Here is a 17,702-nt window from a genome sequence, read left to right on the forward strand (position 1 = left end):
TTTGGAGCGACTTTTGGATTTGCGAAGCAAACCAAGGGAAGCGAGAAGTCGAAACCGGAGCAGAGGAGGAACACATACATGAGTAACTTAAAAGTATATCAATATGCCAAATGCGGCACATGCCGCAAAGCTGTAAAATGGCTTGAAGCTCAAGGACATGAGCTGGAGTTAATCCCTATTTTTGACTCACCGCCTTCAGAATCTGAACTAACAGAACTCATCCAAAAGAGTGGACTGGAAGTGAAAAAGTTCTTTAATACGAGTGGGGAAGTGTACAAAGAACAACAACTGAAGGACAAACTTCCGGGAATGTCAGCTGATGAACAGATTCGTTTATTGGCTTCCAATGGTCGTCTGATCAAACGTCCGATCGTTACGGATGGAGAAAAGGTGACGGTTGGATTCAAGGAAGAAACGTACGAGCAGGAATGGAATAACGCATAAACGCGCTGAATATCAGCCTTGAATTGTTCAAAATTCAGGGCTTTTTTGGCTGAACGATGGTTGGCGGAACTATGCTATAATGATAGAATTAGTTTCGATATTTTATATGCTAGATTTAGATAGGAGAGAACAAATTCAAGTGAATCAACGTAATGAACCTACTTTGTTGCTGGTAGACGGTATGGCGGTGTTGTTCCGTGCTTTTTATGCGACATCTGCAAGCGGATATATCAGACGTACAAAGGCAGGGTTGCCTACCAACGCAGTCTACGGATTTATCCGTTATTTCTGGGATGCGGTTCAGACTTTTGGGCCAAGTCATGTCGTATGTTGTTGGGATATGGGCGGTAAGACGTTCCGCGGTGAAGAATATGCAGCTTACAAAGGCAACCGAGCTGAAGCTCCGGATGACCTGATTCCCCAGTTTGCTCTGATTCGTGAAGTCATGGATAGCCTGGGTATTCCGAATATAGGTGCACAAGGATTCGAAGCCGACGATTGCATCGGGACGCTTGCGAAGTATTATACCGAAGAGACCGATATGAATGTTATGGTACTGACGGGTGACCACGACATGTTGCAACTGATCAATGACCGCACAAGTATCATTATTATGAAAAAAGGCCATGGCAACTACATGGTGTACAACCCTGAAACGCTCATGGCAGAGAAACAACTGACACCTCGTCAAGTGATTGACATGAAGGGTCTGATGGGAGATGCCAGCGATAATTATCCCGGAGTACGGGGGATTGGTGAGAAAACAGCGTTGAAGCTTGTACAGGAATACGGCTCCATTGAAGGGATTCTGAGCAACATGGATAAACTGACCCCTTCGGTGCGTAACAAGATTGAGAATGATCTGGACATGCTTCATCTGTCCCGCAAACTGGCAGAGATTCATTGTGCTGTTCCGGTTGCCTGTGCGCTGGATATCTGTGAATTGCGTCTTGATCCGGATATGGTGATGGACAAGTTTGAACAACTTGAGATGAAGAGCCTTGGCTCTTGGATGGGAGTGGCAATAGGGTGAGCAACATGCAGAACGTACGAACAGGTAAAAAGTGGTGGACAGGGGCTATGGCCCTCGTCCTGGCCTTGCCCGTAATTCTTTCGGGAGCAGTAAGTGCACCACAGACAGTGGATGCCAAAGCAGCAATTAGCACCAAAGTACAGAAAGTAAAAGCAGCAGGACGTAATTTTACCGTACAGACCGTTTCGATTCCAAAGGGAACACCGGTTACCGTGGGACTCGCGAAGAAGCAAGTTGGTCAGACGGCAACATTGCCATCGATTGTGAAAGCCTATGGTGCGCAAGCAGCCATTAACGGAGCATTTTTTGAAGCATATAACGGAGCACCAGATCCATACGGTATGTTAATAGCAAATGGTAAGGTCATACATATTGGAAGATACGGAACATCCATCGGATTTAAGGAAGACGGCTCGGCGATCATGGATTCACTTCAGGTGAGTTTGACAGGTAAAGTAACGGATACAAAAGGTAAATCACGCAGTTGGTATGCGACCTTTATTAATCGAACACCTTCAGCGAACGCAAGCATTACGATGCTGTATACGCCTGAACGAGGTGCCACAGTCGGGTTCAAAGGTGGCACTGCGGTTGTTATGGAGAAAGGTATCGTGACCAAAAAAGTGCCTAATACAAATGTAGCGATTCCTAAGAATGGCTCGGTACTGGTCTTCACAGGTAACCAGAAGTCTTCTTCGGATCGTTTCACCGTTGGTTCGACCGTAGAAATGAATTATAAGTATACGAACGCAGCAGGCAAAGAGATTCCTTGGCAAGATGTAGTGACTGCTGTGGGAGCAGGGCCACGTCTGGTGAAAGACGGCAAGGTAGCTGTCAATCCGACGAGCGAAGGTTTCAAGGATGCCAAGATTCTTAACGCTTCCGGAGCCAGAAGTGGTATCGCGATCATGGCGGATGGTTCTGTTATGCTGGCTACCGTTTCCGGAGCAACAATCAAGGAGTGGGCAGCGGTGATGCAGAAGCTTGGTGCCAAACAGGCCATGAATCTGGATGGTGGTGCATCCTCAGGTATGTATGCCGGGGGCAAAATGCTGACTTCACCAGGCCGGCTCTTGAGTAATACACTCGTATTTGGCGGCTCTGTGCGTTAAAAGAAAGTGATTATGGGAGGTAGACGCAAATGACACTCACATCTGATCGAAAGCCAGGGGAGGGCAATACAGCTGTTCTGGCCATTAATGTAGGACTGCCGCAGCCGCTCCCTGGACAGAAGCGTGAAGTGCTGAGCGGCATTGTGAAACATCCTGTATCCGACGCGGTTTTCCTGTCATTCACTGGAATGACAGGGGACGCGCAGGCGGATCTGGTGCATCATGGCGGCCCTGACAAAGCCGTTTGTGTATACGATTACAGTCGTTATCCGGCGCTGGAACAACTGATGGATCGCAAGCTGGATTGGGGAGCTTGTGGAGAAAATCTGACAGTTGAAGGCTGTGCCGAAGAAGACGTACGGATTGGTGATGTGTACGAGTTGGGCGAAGCCACAGTGCAGGTCAGTCAGCCCAGACAACCTTGCTTCAAGCTGGGTGCGAGGTATGACTATAAGGAGCTGCCTGTTTATTTTCAGGAGAGTGGATATACCGGCTTTTACTTTCGTGTACTGCAAGAAGGTGAGGTAAGGCCTTCATCGATATTTCGACGGATCAGCACCGATCCAGCCTCAATGACGGTTCTTGAAGCCAATCGAATCATGCATCAGGGGAAAGAAAATGTCGAAGGTATTCAGGCGTTGCTGGCCATTCCTGCGCTGTCAGACAGCTGGAGGCAAACGTTAATGAAACGATTGTCAAAGCTGGAGAACAAGTAGCAGGGTAATTATCGTGTCATCAAGTAAAGCAATTCGAATTCCTTTTTAAACTAACTTGGGAGTGTGACTAACATGACGATCTTAGGCGCAATTGAAGCAGGCGGAACCAAATTTGTATGTGGTATTGGCACAGAAAACGGAGAAGTTCTGGAACGCGTAAGTTTTCCAACAACAACACCGGAAGAGACCATGGCTCAAGTGATTTCATTTTTTGAAGGCAAAGGCATTGAAGCTCTGGGTGTAGGTTCATTCGGTCCGATTGATCCGATTGAAGGAAGCCCAACATATGGCTATATCACAACAACACCTAAACCACATTGGGGACAGTATAACGTGATTGGCAAGCTCAAGGAGCATTTTGATGTGCCGATGACATTTGATACGGATGTGAATGGTGCGGCACTTGGAGAAGCAACCTGGGGCGCTGCACAAGGTCTTGAGAGCTGTCTGTATATCACTGTGGGTACAGGTATTGGTGCAGGTGCTGTGGTTGGCGGTAAAATGGTCCATGGATTGTCACATCCAGAGATGGGACATATCATTGTACGCAGACATCCGGAGGATACATACGAGGGTTTCTGTCCGTATCATGGTGACTGCCTCGAAGGCCTTGCAGCAGGACCGGCCATTAACAAACGTTGGGAGCAACCGGCTTATGAACTGCCTGCAGATCATAAAGCTTGGGAGATCGAAGCACATTACCTGGCACACGCCCTGATGAACTATGTTCTGATTCTCTCTCCGCAGAAAATTGTCATGGGTGGCGGAGTAATGAAGCAGGAGCACCTGTTCCCGATGGTTCGTAGCAAACTGCAGGAGTTGCTGGCTGGATACGTTCAGCATCCGGCACTTCAATCCGACATTGACCAGTATGTTGTTTCACCAGGACTTGGTGACAATGCGGGTCTGTGTGGTTCACTGGCGCTTGCCAAGTTGGCATTGAATAAGTAGGTCATTAAGGGATTGACGAATTTTACCATTGTGGTATGATATGGGAAACAGCATAGTACGGTTAATGAGGAAGCACCTCTCTTGCATGGATTTTGCAGGAGGGGTGTTTTTTTTGTGCTGCCTATAGGTAGTATCTCTAACTCGTATAAGCTGAATATTCAAAGGGAGGGAACGAAAATGGAAGTCATTTTCATGAACAGATTGTCCAGAATGTCAGATCAGAATGCAGAGTATGCACAGTTATGGATTGGGGAAGAGGAAGATAGTTGGCAGCTGGGATGGAGTCGCTACGAGGAAGGAGAGCGTGAGGACAGCATCTGGTATGAAGGGACTTCTTGGGAGGAGCTGCTTCATATTTACCGTCATCAGCTTGCCATACAGATGAGTGAGGGGTACCGACCGCAGTTGCAGGGGTTATTTCACGAGAATGATGATCTGAAGTCACGCAGTTATGGTGGACAGCGGCTCCATTGTTACAGTGAGTTATACGGCAATGAGCAGTTATATACGGATCTGTGCACATGGCGCAGGAAGAGAGCTGTGTCTGACCGGAAGGCACCGTATTTTATTGCAACGAATCGTCTGCTGCGTTTGATCAGTGCCTTTGTTCCGCAATCGCTGGATGAACTGATGCAACTGCCGGGCGTAGGGGAGAGCAAAGCAACCGAGTATGGTGCGGAATGGATGGAGATTACAAACGGGTTGGAGCGTTCAACGACATTCCCGCTGGACTGGGTATACACGGCGCTGAAGGAAGAAGAGTATGAGAGCTGGTTATACAAGCAAAGAGAGCAGAAGTACAAGCAGGAACTTGATAAGTTTACCACGCGTAAGCAGGTGCTTGAAGGCATGAAGGAAGGGTATACATTAGAGGAGATTGTTAATCGATCTGGATTATCCCGACGCGAGTTGGTTGAGCTGTTAGAGGCACTGGATCACGAAGGTTATGACACCGATTGTCTTCTTGATGTGGAGCTGGCAGTGATGCCAGAGAACGAACAAGAGGCCGTATGGAGTGCGTATGAGGAGCTGGGAGATACGTTCCTGAAGCCAGTATTACATAAGGTGTATGGAGGAGAGAAACCCGATGGAGGAAGTCTGGAGCAGGTCTATGAAAGACTGCGCATGATTCGAATCCGCTTCCGTCGGCACGCAGAGACAGAGAAGAATGTTGGTTAATAATCAGAAATGAAAAAAGACGAGGCGTTTCTCCCGGAGGAGCGCTTCGTCTTTGTTATTTCATACGAGTTCATACCCAGTCTTTCTTGCGGAAAATGAAGAACATGCTCAGGCCCAGGGTAACCATTAGGCCAATCACAACAAAATAGCTGTATTTCCAGTTAAGCTCTGGCATGTTCGTAAAGTTCATGCCGTATATACCGGTAATGACCGTCAGCGGCATGAAGACCGTGGTAATGGCGGTAAATACACGCATGATCTCATTCGCCCGGTTCGCAATACTGGATTGGTAGGCTTCTCGCAAGTTGCCCATCAGGTCGCGATAAGTCTCAAAGGTTTCAGATATTTTTACAGCATTCTCATAGATGTCACTGAAATACTTTTGCAGTTGATCATCGATGAGACGCAGATCTTTTTTATTCAAGGTGTTAATGACCTCTTTCTGAGGTCCAAGGACTTTTTTCAGCCACAGAATCTCACTGCGTAGCCCGATAATTTCATTCAGATGTGACTTTTTGGTGTGCATCAGAATGTCTTCCTCAAGCTTCTCGATCCGTGCTTCAATTCGGTCACCTACGGTGAAATAATTATCAACAATCAAGTCAACCAGCAAATACAGCAGACGATCCGGTGTACTGATTTCCTGTTCCCACAGGATGGGTTTCAGTGTGCGCAATTCGCTGACCTTGTGCTTGGTAACACTAATAATGAAATGTCTGCCGAGGAATAAGTTGACCGCACGTAGAAATATCTCTTCATCATCAAAACGGATGCTATTAATCACAATAAAATAATGGTTCTCATAAATTTCAATCTTCGGACGTTGTTCTTCGTCACTAAGACAGTCTTCCACAGCCAGATCATGCATCAAGAACAGCGGCTGAAGTACCGCCAAATCGTCTATGTCTGCATCAATCCAGTAAAATCCTTCCGCTGGTGGAGTCAGCGCCTGCTGAATGTCGTCCACCGGAATAAATACACCGTTGTTTACCAACCGGATTTTCATCGTTAATCTACTCCTTCTGCACCCGCCAACTTGGCGGATATTATCATTATGGGCGCAAAAAGAACAAATCAGCCGGTCGGCAGCGGAGCCTGGAGATCAGGGCTGCGTTCACTATATAATCAAACGGAAGTCACGTCCCGCTGCCGGCATGCTGATGTTAATTCTTTATGCAGTTTGTCGGAATTCGGCTGCCAGTCAGGCCTCGGGTCGCCATCCATTTAATATGTCACCTCTCACATAAGGGTTTATAACACCTTGTTTAGTATACCGCTGGTACAAGGTGCTTTCAAGCGCAAAAATGTGTCTATTTCGCGCCCTGAGGCAGTGTATGACAACGGATGATGAACGGTTCCGATCTGGGAAGCAGACATCGAACTGCAACTTGACGTGAGGGCATTAATGTAATAAAGTAGACGGTGAACCAGATTTAATTACAATCTAATACAGCGAAATCTTATCAAGAGTAGGTGGAGGGACTGGCCCGATGAAACCCGGCAACCGGCGGTATACCGCACGGTGCTAATTCTTGCAGCGACTAAGTGTCAGGTGGCACTGTTGTAACTGAGAGATGAGAGAGGCGCATATCTATTTTACATATGACCTTTCTCGAAATCCGAGGAAGGTCTTTGTCATATGCCCCGACTTCTCAGCAGTGATTTTCGCTAAGGAACTTGAGGTTGTTTGTAACGTTGGATGAAAGAGCAATTCAATGTTTTTACAAGCTCAAGGCAGTCTATAACTGTATTGATGTGAAGACATCAAGCCAAGGGTGGCTGCATCTATCTATGCACAAGGAGGAGTTAGACTTACTATGCCAATCAAAATACCCGATACTCTACCAGCAAAAGAAGTACTTGAAGGAGAGAATATCTTCGTCATGGATGAAACTTCTGCATATCAGCAGGATATTCGTCCACTCCGTATCGCTATATTAAACCTGATGCCCACAAAGGAAACGACCGAAACACAATTGCTTCGTCTGGTGGGAAACACGCCTATTCAGGTGGATGTCGTTCTCGTACATCCCAAATCCCATACGTCGAAGAATACGTCTCAGGAGTATTTGGATCTGTTCTATAAAACCTTCGATGAGATTGAGCACCGCCGTTTCGATGGAATGATTATTACGGGTGCCCCGGTGGAACAGATGGATTTCGAAGACGTGAACTATTGGAATGAAATCCAGGAGATCTTCGAATGGACTAAAACCAATGTGACTTCAACCCTCCACATATGTTGGGCTTCCCAGGCAGGTTTATACCATCATTTTGACGTACCCAAGGTTGCACTTGATGAAAAGTGTTTTGGCGTTTTCCCACATACCATCAATAAACCACATGTTCCATTGTTGCGTGGATTCGATGAAGTATTCAACGTTCCACATTCCCGTCATACGGAAGTGAGACGCGAAGATATTGAAAAGAATGAGAATTTAGAGATTTTGGCTGAATCTGAGGAAGCGGGGATCTTCCTGGTTGCTACCAAAGACGGCAAACAGATTTTTGCCACAGGACATGCCGAGTATGACCCGTTCTCATTAAAGTGGGAGTATGACCGGGATGCAGCCAAAGGTTTGGATATCGCATTGCCTAGGCATTATTATCCGAATGACGACCCTTCTCGTGTGCCACCAGCTACTTGGCGCGCTCATGCCAACTTATTATTCTCTAACTGGCTCAATTACTATGTGTATCAAGAAACACCTTACGATATTGGCCCGCAAATCTAATCGAGATTACAGGAGGATGCAGCAATGGAAGACAACAACAAGTTGAAAATCGAAAGCCGCTTAGCACAAATTGGGTCCATTAATGAACCGGTAACAGGCGCCATTAACTTTCCGATCTATCAATCCACTGCGTTTCGCCACCCGAAGCTTGGACAAAGCACGGGGTTTGATTATATTCGTACGACTAATCCAACCCGTAAAGTATTGGAAGAAGCCGCCGCAGCGCTGGAGTCCGGTGATGCAGGGTTTGCCTGTAGCTCGGGAATGGCCGCGCTGCAAACGATCTTCGCCATGTTTGGTCAAGGGGATCATCTGATTGTATCGCTGGATCTGTATGGTGGAACCTATCGTCTGCTGGAACGTATTCTGTCCCGTTTCGGCGTAACTGCAAGTTATGTGGACACGAATGACCTGGCAGCACTGGAGAAGGTTCGTCAACCGAATACAAAAGCTGTATTTATTGAGACACCAACCAACCCACTGATGATGATCACCGATGTGGAAGCCGTTGCTTCCTGGGCGAAAAGTTACAACCTGTTGACCATTGTTGACAACACGTTGTTGACTCCATTTTTCCAACGTCCGATTGAACTGGGTGCCGATATCATCATTCATAGCGCTACCAAATATCTGGGCGGACATAATGATGTGCTCGCCGGACTAATTATTACCAAAGGTGAGGCGTTATCTGCTGAGATGGCGTTCCTGCATAATTCCATTGGAGCGGTATTATCTCCAAGTGACTCCTACCAGTTGATGAAAGGTATGAAAACGCTGGCTCTTCGCATGGAGCGTCATGAGCACAATGCACTTACTATTGCTAAATACTTGCTTGAGCACCCAGCGGTGGTTGAAGTGTATCATCCAGGTCTATCTGATCATCCGGGGTATGAGATACAGAACAAACAATCCACGGGTAACACAGGTATCTTCTCTTTCAAAGTGAAGGATGCACGTTATGTTGAACCGTTGCTACGTCATATCCAACTCATTGCTTTTGCCGAAAGTCTCGGCGGAGTTGAATCACTCATGACTTATCCGGCAGTACAGACTCATGCGGATATTCCGCTTGAAATTCGTGAAGCCGTAGGTGTGGATGACCGTTTGCTCCGGTTCTCCGTAGGCATTGAACATGCGGATGATCTGATTGCAGATCTCGGCAATGCTCTGACAGCTGCACAACAGGAAGTGGAAGGAGGCGTGCACTCATGAGTGAGTCCAACAACAAGCCCAATTCCGAGTTGAAATTTGATACCAAATTGCTCCATTTTGGCGATGAGATTGACAAAACGACTGGAGCCTCCAGTGTACCGATCTACCAAGCATCAACATTCCATCATTTTGATATCTTCAATCCGCCTCAACATGATTACAGTCGTTCGGGTAATCCGACACGTCAGGCTCTGGAAGATTACATCACATTGCTGGAGGGCGGCGCACGAGGCTTTGCCTATTCTTCGGGGATGGCTGCGATCTCAAGCGTGTTCATGATGTTCTCTGCAGGGGATCACATGATTGTAACGGAAGACGTATATGGAGGTACGTATCGTTTGCTTACTTCCATATTAAGCCGTATGCAGATCGAGACAACCTTTGTAGACATGACCAATATAGATGAAGTAAAAGCGGCACTCAAGCCAAACACTAAGGCAGTTTATATGGAAACACCGTCCAACCCTACACTGCGAATTACGGATATCGCTGCCGTAACTGACTGGTCGAAGGAACATGACCTGATCACAATTCTGGATAACACCTTTATGACACCGTACTATCAGCGTCCAATTGAGCTTGGTGTGGACATCGTCGTACATAGTGCTACGAAGTTTCTCGGAGGTCACAGTGATGTACTGGCAGGGTTAGCGGTTGCTCGCACGGAATCACTTGGCGTACAACTGAAACAGTTGCAAAATGGACTTGGAACTGTACTGGGGGCACAAGAATCCTGGCTTCTGATGCGCGGGATGAAAACCTTGGGTGCTCGCATGGCTCATAGTGAACGGAGCACAGCCAAACTGGCGGCATGGCTTAATGAGCGCAGTGATATTACTGCTGTCTTTTACCCTGGACTGGAGGATCATCCGGGCCGTGAGGCACATGAGCGCCAGTCCACAGGATATGGAGCTGTCGTTTCTTTTGACGTCGGTTCAGGTGATCGTGCAAAAGCAGTTCTTAACCGGGTGAAGCTACCTATTGTTGCTGTAAGCTTGGGAGCTGTGGAGAGTATTCTGTCCTACCCAGCGATGATGTCTCATGCGGCAATGCCGGCTGAGGTTCGCCGTGACCGTGGCATTACAGATGGGTTGCTGCGCTTCTCCGTAGGTCTGGAAGATATCGAAGATCTCATTGTAGATTTGGAACAAGCACTTCAGGAATCCTAACAAAAGTGGATGCCCGAATACGCCGATGCGTATCACTTAATCTCGAACTAATTCTTTTCCATATGTAAAAATTTTTACTTATTTTTAAAGCACCTGTACATAAGGTGCTTTTTTTCACATGTAACCTGTGTTACGATATGTGGAGTACAGAAATACGATGTTGCCACCAGAACTTGCTTCTCTTGAACAAGTTGGGACGGATCGTTATATAATTTCTCTTCATGAGGGAGGCTTTTTTACGATGAGTACGGTAGACCGTATCTTAGATAAAGCCCTTCGGGGCGAACGTTTGGACTTGGAAGACACGATTCAGCTATTTGAATCCAATGAAGTGGACAAAATCGGGGCAGCTGCTAATGTCATTGTGAAACGCATGCACCCTGAACCATACAGAACATTTGTAATTGGGCGTAACGTCAACTACACAAACGTGTGTGATGTGTACTGCCGTTTTTGTGCTTTCTACCGCAGACCTGGTTCGGATGAAGGTTATGTGCTTCCAGACGAAGTTATTTTCCAGAAGATTCAGGAAACAGAAGATGTGAATGGTACCGAGATTTTGATGCAAGGTGGAACGAATCCAAACTTGCCTTTCAGCTATTATACAGACCTGTTGAAAGCCATCAAAGAGCGTTTCCCAAACATCACGATGCACTCTTTCTCCCCAGCGGAGATTATGAAAATGGTTGAAGTATCCGATGGCCTTACATTGGAAGAAGTTGTTCGTGCCATTCACGAAGCTGGACTGGATTCCTTGCCTGGTGGCGGTGCCGAAATTCTGGATGACCGCACACGTCGGAAAATTAGCCGCTTGAAAGGCTCATGGCGCGATTGGATGGACGTTATGCAAACTGCACACCGCATCGGTATGAACACCACGGCAACGATGGTTATCGGACTTGGTGAATCGATGGAAGAGCGTGCATTACACTTGCTCCGTGTACGTGAAGCTCAGGACGAATGTATTGCGAACAAGTATGACTCCGAAGGTTTCCTGGCGTTTATTCCTTGGACTTTCCAGCCGGATAATACAAACCTCAAGCTGGAGCGTCAGACTCCAGAAGAGTACTTGAAGACTGTAGCCATCAGCCGCCTAGTACTTGATAATATCAAGAACATTCAATCCTCTTGGGTAACGATGGGTCCTGAGATCGGTAAGAAGTCGCTTGAATTTGGCTGTAATGACTTCGGTAGCACGATGATTGAAGAGAACGTTGTATCTGCTGCTGGTGCAACATATAAAGTTAACATTGAATCCATTCTCCGTTTGATTCGGGAGTCCGGTTATATCCCGGCACAACGTAACACCCGATACGAGATTGTGCGCATGTTCGACGAAGAGAATGCCGTACATGAAGATTTCGTAATGCAGAACTAATTCTAATTAATTCAATACTACTCTTTATAAACTTTGATCGTTAGATAAGTATTTATGAAGCCAAGCCCGCTGACTACTCCGTTTGGAGAGACGGCGGGTTTTTTGATTTCTTTCTGCGGTTCGAGGTCATCAAACAGTACATGTTACGCAATTGGCGATATTTTATATTGAAATTGAACTGTTACAATGAAAGGGAACTTGTGTAGTCAGACACGCTGGAAGGGGTTAAACCGATGAAGAGAAGAATACTTGGCAAGACGGAACTGGACGTACCTGTATTGAGTTTTGGAGCATCCTCACTCGGTTCTGTATTTCGTGACATTGACCGGGACGAAGGGATTCGCACTGTACATGCAGCCGTAGATGCGGGGATGAATTACATAGACGTTTCGCCTTACTACGGGCTGACAAAAGCGGAGTCCGTGTTGGGTGAAGCCATCCGTAGCTTGCCGCGCAGTTCATATATGTTATCAACCAAAGCCGGACGGTATGGGGAAAATGAGTTTGATTATTCACGTCAGCGGATTCTGGATAGCGTGCAAGAGAGCCTGGATCGACTGCATACAGACTATATCGACATTCTGTTCCTGCATGATATTGAATTTGTGCCAGCAGAGATCATCGTAGAAGAAGCCTTTCCAACGTTGCTGCGTCTGAAAGAGCAGGGAGTTATACGACATGCGGGCATTTGTGGATTGCCCTTACCGTTGTTCGAGAAGGTTCTGCCACAGATCGATGCGGATGCGATCATCTCGTATTGTCATTATTCATTGAATGATACCTCATTATTATCGTTATTGCCCCTGTTGGAAAAAAAAGAAATTGGCCTCGTCAATGCTTCGCCTCTTTCTATGGGCTTGTTGAGTACCCGAGGGGCTCCTGCCTGGCATCCGGCAGACAATCGGGTGAAAGAGCTCTGCCTGAAGGCTGCCCGCTTCTGTGCAGAACAAGGTAGTGACATTGCCAAGCTGGCCGTGCAATTCTCCACATCGAATGAACGAATTCCGACAACACTGGTGAGCAGTGCCAGCCATCGCAATATCCTCAATAATGCAGCCTGGATAGAGGAACCGTTGGATCAGAGCCTGCTGGATGAAGTGCTGCGCATTCTGGCTCCATTGCATAACGAGACATGGTCAAGCGGACGACCTGAATATAATACGAAGCCAAGCAACACGTCAGCAGAAGCATCCAAGGGGGAGCAACGATGAGAGCCATTGTATGTGAAGAAATAGATCAATTGAAGCTCCAGGACCTGCCTCAACCAGAACGAGCAGAAGGAGAGGCGTTGGTTGCCATTCGGCGGATTGGGATCTGTGGAACGGATCTGCATGCGTACAAAGGCAATCAGCCATTCTTTACCTATCCTCGTGTTCTGGGTCATGAACTGGCGGCTGTTATTGAAGAAATCGGTCCGAACGAGGCTGGGTTACAGCCTGGGGATCAGGTAAGTATTATTCCGTATCTGCACTGCGGTCACTGTATTGCATGTCGCAGTGGAAAAACCAATTGTTGTGCGTCCATGCAAGTCATGGGTGTGCACGTAGACGGAGGCATGAGAGAAAAAATCAGCGTGCCTGTCTCACATCTGCTCTCAGCAGAGGGTTTGACACTGGATGAGACGGCAATGGTAGAACCATTAAGCATTGGAGCCCATGCCGTCAGAAGAGCAGGAATTAAACCTGGTGAGCATGTGGTTGTGATTGGAGCTGGCCCCATTGGATTGGGTGTGATGGCATTCGCCAAACAGGCTGGAGCGCGTGTTATTGCCGTTGATCGTAATCTGGACAGGCTGGAGCTTAGCCGGACTTGGGCTGGAGCGGATGACCTAGTACAGGCCAATGAACATACTGTACAACAAGTGGCTGAAATTACGGGAGGCGACTATGCTACAGCTGTCTTCGATGCAACAGGTAACGTGAATTCCATGAATGAGGCCATTCAATATGTGGCGCATAGTGGTCAACTCATTTTTGTTGGACTGGTGAAAGCGGATATTACCTTTCATGACCCCGAATTTCACAAGCGGGAGATGAGTATCCTGGGCAGTCGAAACGCAACCCGTGAAGATTTTGAACAGGTCCTGTCGACCTTGCGTCAAAAGAAACTAAGTATGGATGGGTACATCACACACCGAGTGGAATTTAATGAGCTACCTACGGCAATAGACCAATGGCTTTTGCCAGATTCACATGTAGTCAAAGCCATCGTTGAACTATAATAACAATTAATTATAATAACAGAAAAAAACGCTCTCTGACCTTGGTGGACAATACTGTTCATCCATAGGGTAAGAGAGCGTTTTTTTATTTTTCCGGATTCGTTACAATACCCGCATGTGGATCAATGTGACGCACAATGGACTTCAACCAGATCATCTCCAGCACATGTACCTCATAATAAAGTGCACCCGGGATTTGCCTGATCCATCCTTCCGCCATCGCGAGTTGTGTTGAGTCAGAAGTGGCTTCCAGAATTCCAGGTTCACGGCGTAGCCGTTTGCGTACAGCTTTTTCAACTTGAGAGCTTTGTGTGGTCAATATGCATACTTTGCGTTTGGAAGAGAAGCCCCTGAACGCAATGTACACCATTTCATAAGCAATAAGGTAGGCGATTACGGAATACATCGCTTGGTCCCAGCCAAAGACAACACCAGCGGCTGTCAGTATCAACAAGTTAAGAAGCATGATTATTTTTTCGATAAGCATCCGTTTTCCGCTAAACACACGTTCAGGTGGGCGGGAAGACGGATCACCGATTTCCAGCGTATCCAGTGTCCCGCCATACCGTACGACGAGCCCAATTCCGAGTCCGAGGCATAATCCGCCAAACATGGCGGCAGCCAGCGGATGCTCTACAAGTGGCGGCATGGGATGAAGCACAATGGCACCGATCGAAAAGACAACCAGACCTAGAACAGTAACCAGTACAAATTTCTTCTGCACAATCTTGTAAGACAGAAATATAAACGGCACATTGAATAAAAATAGGAACAATCCAATCCTCATTTCGGTCCAGTGGGCGAAGAGTGAGGAAATGCCTGTAATGCCTCCAATAATAATCTTATTGGGGTGTAAGAACAATTCAAGTCCCACGGAGGCCAGAATTCCGCCCGCAATAACGAGAAACAGGTTTAACCAGCGGCGGGTAGACGATATCCTGGTCTTGGCGGTGTTTGGCACCGGATTAGCCGATATCAGAGGTGCTTTCATAGGTCATCCTCCTTAGTGCGGCTTTCGAGCCATTCTCCCTGGGTTAGTCACAGAAAGATCGGCGTAAGAGCCGCGAAGTACGTTAGTATGTCTGTTCTGTACAGACATAGGTGTTATCCTTCTTTCTGCAGCACCTTTGGTTCTTCTTTCTTTTTCCGAGGATCTTTGAACTTGAATATTTTATCCAATAAACGGAATACATGTTTGGACTCTTTGGTTAATAAAGGACCCAGAATGGCCAGAATTAGGACATACAGCGCGGCAAACGGTTGAATCATTGGCAACAGTCCCCCGGCTTTACCCATGTTGGCCAAGATAATGGAAAATTCACCCCGTGACACAATGGTTAATCCAATATTCGCCGATGCTTTGGGTGAAAGTCCTGCACTGCGCCCGGCCAGCATACCCGCCAGGAAGTTACCGAACAATGTAATAACAACTGCAATCAGAGCTAACCATACGGCATCGCCACCCAAGGACAACGGATCAATGGACAATCCAAAGCTGAAGAAGAAGATGGCTCCGAAGAAGTCACGGAACGGTAGAATCAAGTGCTCAATCCGTTTCGCATGTTCTGTTTCAGCAAGCACCAGACCAACCAGTAATGCACCAATCGCTTCGGCAACATGAATAGTTTCAGAGAAACCAGCTACCAGGAACAAGGCTCCAAATACAACGAGAGAGAATAGTTCATTCGATCGAATTTTAAGCAATTTGTTTAGTAGCGGTGTTGCTTTGCGTCCAAGGATAATCACGATAAGCATGAATCCGAGGGCAATAAGTGCGGACATGATGACGCCTCCGATGGAGGATGAATCACTAAGCACAAGTCCGGACAAGATCGAGATATATACAGCGAGGAATACATCTTCGAACATAATAATACCCAATATCATCTCTGTTTCCGGGTTGGCCGTTCGTTTCAAATCAACGAGTACCTTGGCCACAATGGCACTGGAAGAGATGGTAGTTATACCTGCGATAATAAGTGCTTCTGCAACTGGGAAACCGGACACAAAACCGAATATTAATCCCAGCGTAAAGTTAATGCCGATGTAGATCGAGCCGCCAACTGCAATAGAGCGACCCGATTTAATTAAACGACCTACCGAGAATTCAAGTCCAAGGTAGAAGAGAAGGAACAGGATACCGATCCGACCCATAAATTCAATAAAAGGCTGACTCTCAATAAAACGGAAGTCCAGATGCCAGATTTTCATGGCATGTGGCCCCACGGCCATCCCGATCAGAATATAAAATGGAACGACCGAAAATCTTAGTTTTGCCGATAAAAGGCCGGCTGCTGCAATAAGCACAAGGGCCAGACCTACTTCGAATATCAAATGATCCATCTATTTACCCCCTTCCAGTCAGGAGGAGGGATTTAAACAGTTTCTGCTGATTGCGTTCGCCAACGGCTACCACCGTGGATTCTGCACTGATAACTACCTCCGGACCTGGGCTGATATGTTTTTTGTGATTTTTCTCTACAACGGCGATAACCGTTGCCCCAGAGTTTTGACGTACGTCCAATTCACCGATGGATTTACCGATACTTCCGAAGGATGGTTCGATTTTGTACCACTCGATAATCAGGTCGTCAAACGTCACTTCAATATTTTCAAGCTGTTTTGGTTTGTAAGTTAATCCGCCAACAATAGCAGCAATCTGTCGTGCTTCGTAATCGTCAAGTGTGATCATCGAGATGCTTTGATCGGGATCATCATACTCGAAGTGGTACATTTCCCGGCGACCGTCATCGTGAATAATAATGACAATTTTATCACCGCTGCTTGTTTCAATCTGAAATTTTTTGCCGATTCCCGGCAAGTCTGTTTCGCGTACATCCATGGATTGTTGCCTCCTTATAATTAGGGGCTGGCCATAGAAGACAGGCTTATTTCCCGAAAATGATTAATCTGCTGCTCAAGGGAACATCAAAAGATGCGGGTAAACAGAGCCAGAAATTCCTGACACAGCCATATGATTTGAATTTGTCGGTGTGGGTACAACAAAAATAGGTACTGTCATAAACATGGGTTTATCTAACGTGTGCTAAAAGGGTTATAAGTTATGCACAAGCGCACCGTCTTTAATTACAGAGGTGTCTTCATGCAAAAGCAACCTGTAAATACGTCGTAACGGCTAGTGAAGAGCGTTCACGTATTTTGGTGCTATAGGGGTGAGGGATACATACATGCTGGTAAACTTAATAGGTAGCAGAAATAATCTGCGTTTAAACAGACAATACCACGGTTTAAAGGACAGACCCGTTGTAGGGATTCGCAGCATCAATAACAATGCGAGGACAAGAAAGACAGGCTTATTATGCGTAACCGCAATCAGCTTGGACATAACTTGTGGATATTTGCGAATGACAGGTTTCTGCTGGGATTCGGGTATTTGCAACAGCACTTCCTTGTTGGAAGTTGCTTCTACAGACACCCCAACGGCAGATTCGGACTGCATCGGAATAGGGAAGCACAAGGCTTGGAAAACGCACAAAATGATAATGATAGTGTAGTGGAGTATTCTAGGTTGTTGTCTCATTCTGGCTTCCC

At 46.7% G+C, this 17,702-nt stretch carries 17 protein-coding genes and 1 riboswitch; of the genes, 12 read left to right on the forward strand and 5 right to left on the reverse strand.

Going from position 1 to position 17,702, the window contains the following annotated elements; translation table 11 throughout:
* Positions 1-78: 78 nt before the first annotated feature.
* From C161_RS09060 to C161_RS09085, 6 genes are all read left to right on the forward strand, one after another.
* Complete coding sequence (locus C161_RS09060; RefSeq protein ID WP_017689621.1) at positions 79-444, forward strand: arsenate reductase family protein; 366 nt, start codon at positions 79-81, stop codon at positions 442-444.
* Between the two features lie 139 nt (positions 445-583).
* Positions 584-1,477, forward strand: coding sequence for a 5'-3' exonuclease (locus C161_RS09065; RefSeq protein ID WP_017689620.1), 894 nt, complete (start codon positions 584-586; stop codon positions 1,475-1,477).
* A gap of 5 nt (positions 1,478-1,482) precedes the next feature.
* On the forward strand, positions 1,483-2,589 hold the full coding sequence (locus tag C161_RS09070) for a phosphodiester glycosidase family protein (RefSeq protein WP_152417041.1): 1,107 nt from the start codon (positions 1,483-1,485) through the stop codon (positions 2,587-2,589).
* 29 nt (positions 2,590-2,618) lie between these two features.
* The gene (locus tag C161_RS09075; RefSeq protein ID WP_051449669.1) at positions 2,619-3,305 is read left to right on the forward strand and encodes an MOSC domain-containing protein; all 687 of its coding nucleotides are present in this window, start codon (positions 2,619-2,621) and stop codon (positions 3,303-3,305) included.
* Between the two features lie 72 nt (positions 3,306-3,377).
* Complete coding sequence (locus tag C161_RS09080; protein ID WP_047842269.1) at positions 3,378-4,256, forward strand: ROK family protein; 879 nt, start codon at positions 3,378-3,380, stop codon at positions 4,254-4,256.
* A gap of 177 nt (positions 4,257-4,433) precedes the next feature.
* Positions 4,434-5,435, forward strand: coding sequence for an HRDC domain-containing protein (locus C161_RS09085; protein ID WP_036669802.1), 1,002 nt, complete (start codon positions 4,434-4,436; stop codon positions 5,433-5,435).
* A 70-nt stretch (positions 5,436-5,505) separates the two neighbouring features.
* On the opposite strand, the gene corA is transcribed toward C161_RS09085, so the two are convergent.
* Entirely contained in the window at positions 5,506-6,441 is a 936-nt protein-coding gene (gene corA, locus C161_RS09090) for a magnesium/cobalt transporter CorA (protein WP_036669804.1), read from the reverse strand.
* A 451-nt stretch (positions 6,442-6,892) separates the two neighbouring features.
* A riboswitch (SAM riboswitch) is annotated at positions 6,893-7,016 on the forward strand.
* Positions 7,017-7,252: 236 nt separating this feature from the next.
* Between corA and metA the strand changes: the two genes are divergently transcribed.
* The 6 genes from metA to C161_RS09120 all read left to right on the forward strand — a co-directional run bounded on the left by metA (position 7,253) and on the right by C161_RS09120 (position 14,150).
* The gene (metA, locus tag C161_RS09095) at positions 7,253-8,170 is read left to right on the forward strand and encodes a homoserine O-acetyltransferase MetA (protein ID WP_036610071.1); all 918 of its coding nucleotides are present in this window, start codon (positions 7,253-7,255) and stop codon (positions 8,168-8,170) included.
* Between the two features lie 24 nt (positions 8,171-8,194).
* Positions 8,195-9,382 (forward strand): PLP-dependent transferase, encoded by a 1,188-nt coding sequence (locus C161_RS09100; RefSeq protein WP_036669806.1) that lies wholly within the window; start codon positions 8,195-8,197, stop codon positions 9,380-9,382.
* On the forward strand, positions 9,379-10,551 hold the full coding sequence (locus C161_RS09105) for a trans-sulfuration enzyme family protein (RefSeq protein ID WP_036669808.1): 1,173 nt from the start codon (positions 9,379-9,381) through the stop codon (positions 10,549-10,551). Before C161_RS09100 ends, C161_RS09105 begins: the two co-directional genes overlap by 4 nt.
* A 241-nt stretch (positions 10,552-10,792) precedes the next feature.
* Positions 10,793-11,929: a cyclic dehypoxanthinyl futalosine synthase gene (gene mqnC, locus C161_RS09110; RefSeq protein WP_036670972.1), complete on the forward strand. Its 1,137-nt coding sequence runs from the start codon at positions 10,793-10,795 to the stop codon at positions 11,927-11,929.
* 233 nt (positions 11,930-12,162) lie between these two features.
* Complete coding sequence (locus C161_RS09115; protein ID WP_036669811.1) at positions 12,163-13,140, forward strand: aldo/keto reductase; 978 nt, start codon at positions 12,163-12,165, stop codon at positions 13,138-13,140.
* Positions 13,137-14,150 carry a zinc-binding alcohol dehydrogenase family protein gene (locus C161_RS09120; protein WP_036669813.1) on the forward strand — a complete coding sequence of 338 codons (1,014 nt, stop codon included), beginning with the start codon at positions 13,137-13,139 and terminating at the stop codon, positions 14,148-14,150. Before C161_RS09115 ends, C161_RS09120 begins: the two co-directional genes overlap by 4 nt.
* An 85-nt stretch (positions 14,151-14,235) precedes the next feature.
* On the opposite strand, the gene C161_RS09125 is transcribed toward C161_RS09120, so the two are convergent.
* The 4 genes from C161_RS09125 to C161_RS31470 all read right to left on the reverse strand — a co-directional run bounded on the left by C161_RS09125 (position 14,236) and on the right by C161_RS31470 (position 17,691).
* Complete coding sequence (locus tag C161_RS09125) at positions 14,236-15,141, reverse strand: YitT family protein (protein WP_051447155.1); 906 nt, start codon at positions 15,139-15,141, stop codon at positions 14,236-14,238.
* A 113-nt stretch (positions 15,142-15,254) separates the two neighbouring features.
* Positions 15,255-16,493 carry a cation:proton antiporter gene (locus tag C161_RS09130; RefSeq protein WP_036610060.1) on the reverse strand — a complete coding sequence of 413 codons (1,239 nt, stop codon included), beginning with the start codon at positions 16,491-16,493 and terminating at the stop codon, positions 15,255-15,257.
* Positions 16,494-16,497: 4 nt separating this feature from the next.
* Complete coding sequence (locus C161_RS09135; protein WP_036610059.1) at positions 16,498-16,992, reverse strand: cation:proton antiporter regulatory subunit; 495 nt, start codon at positions 16,990-16,992, stop codon at positions 16,498-16,500.
* Positions 16,993-17,286: 294 nt separating this feature from the next.
* Positions 17,287-17,691, reverse strand: coding sequence for a hypothetical protein (locus tag C161_RS31470; RefSeq protein WP_051447154.1), 405 nt, complete (start codon positions 17,689-17,691; stop codon positions 17,287-17,289).
* Positions 17,692-17,702: the final 11 nt, after the last annotated feature.

The organism is Paenibacillus sp. FSL R5-192 (assembly GCF_000517845.1).
Lineage (GTDB): Bacteria > Bacillota > Bacilli > Paenibacillales > Paenibacillaceae > Paenibacillus > Paenibacillus amylolyticus.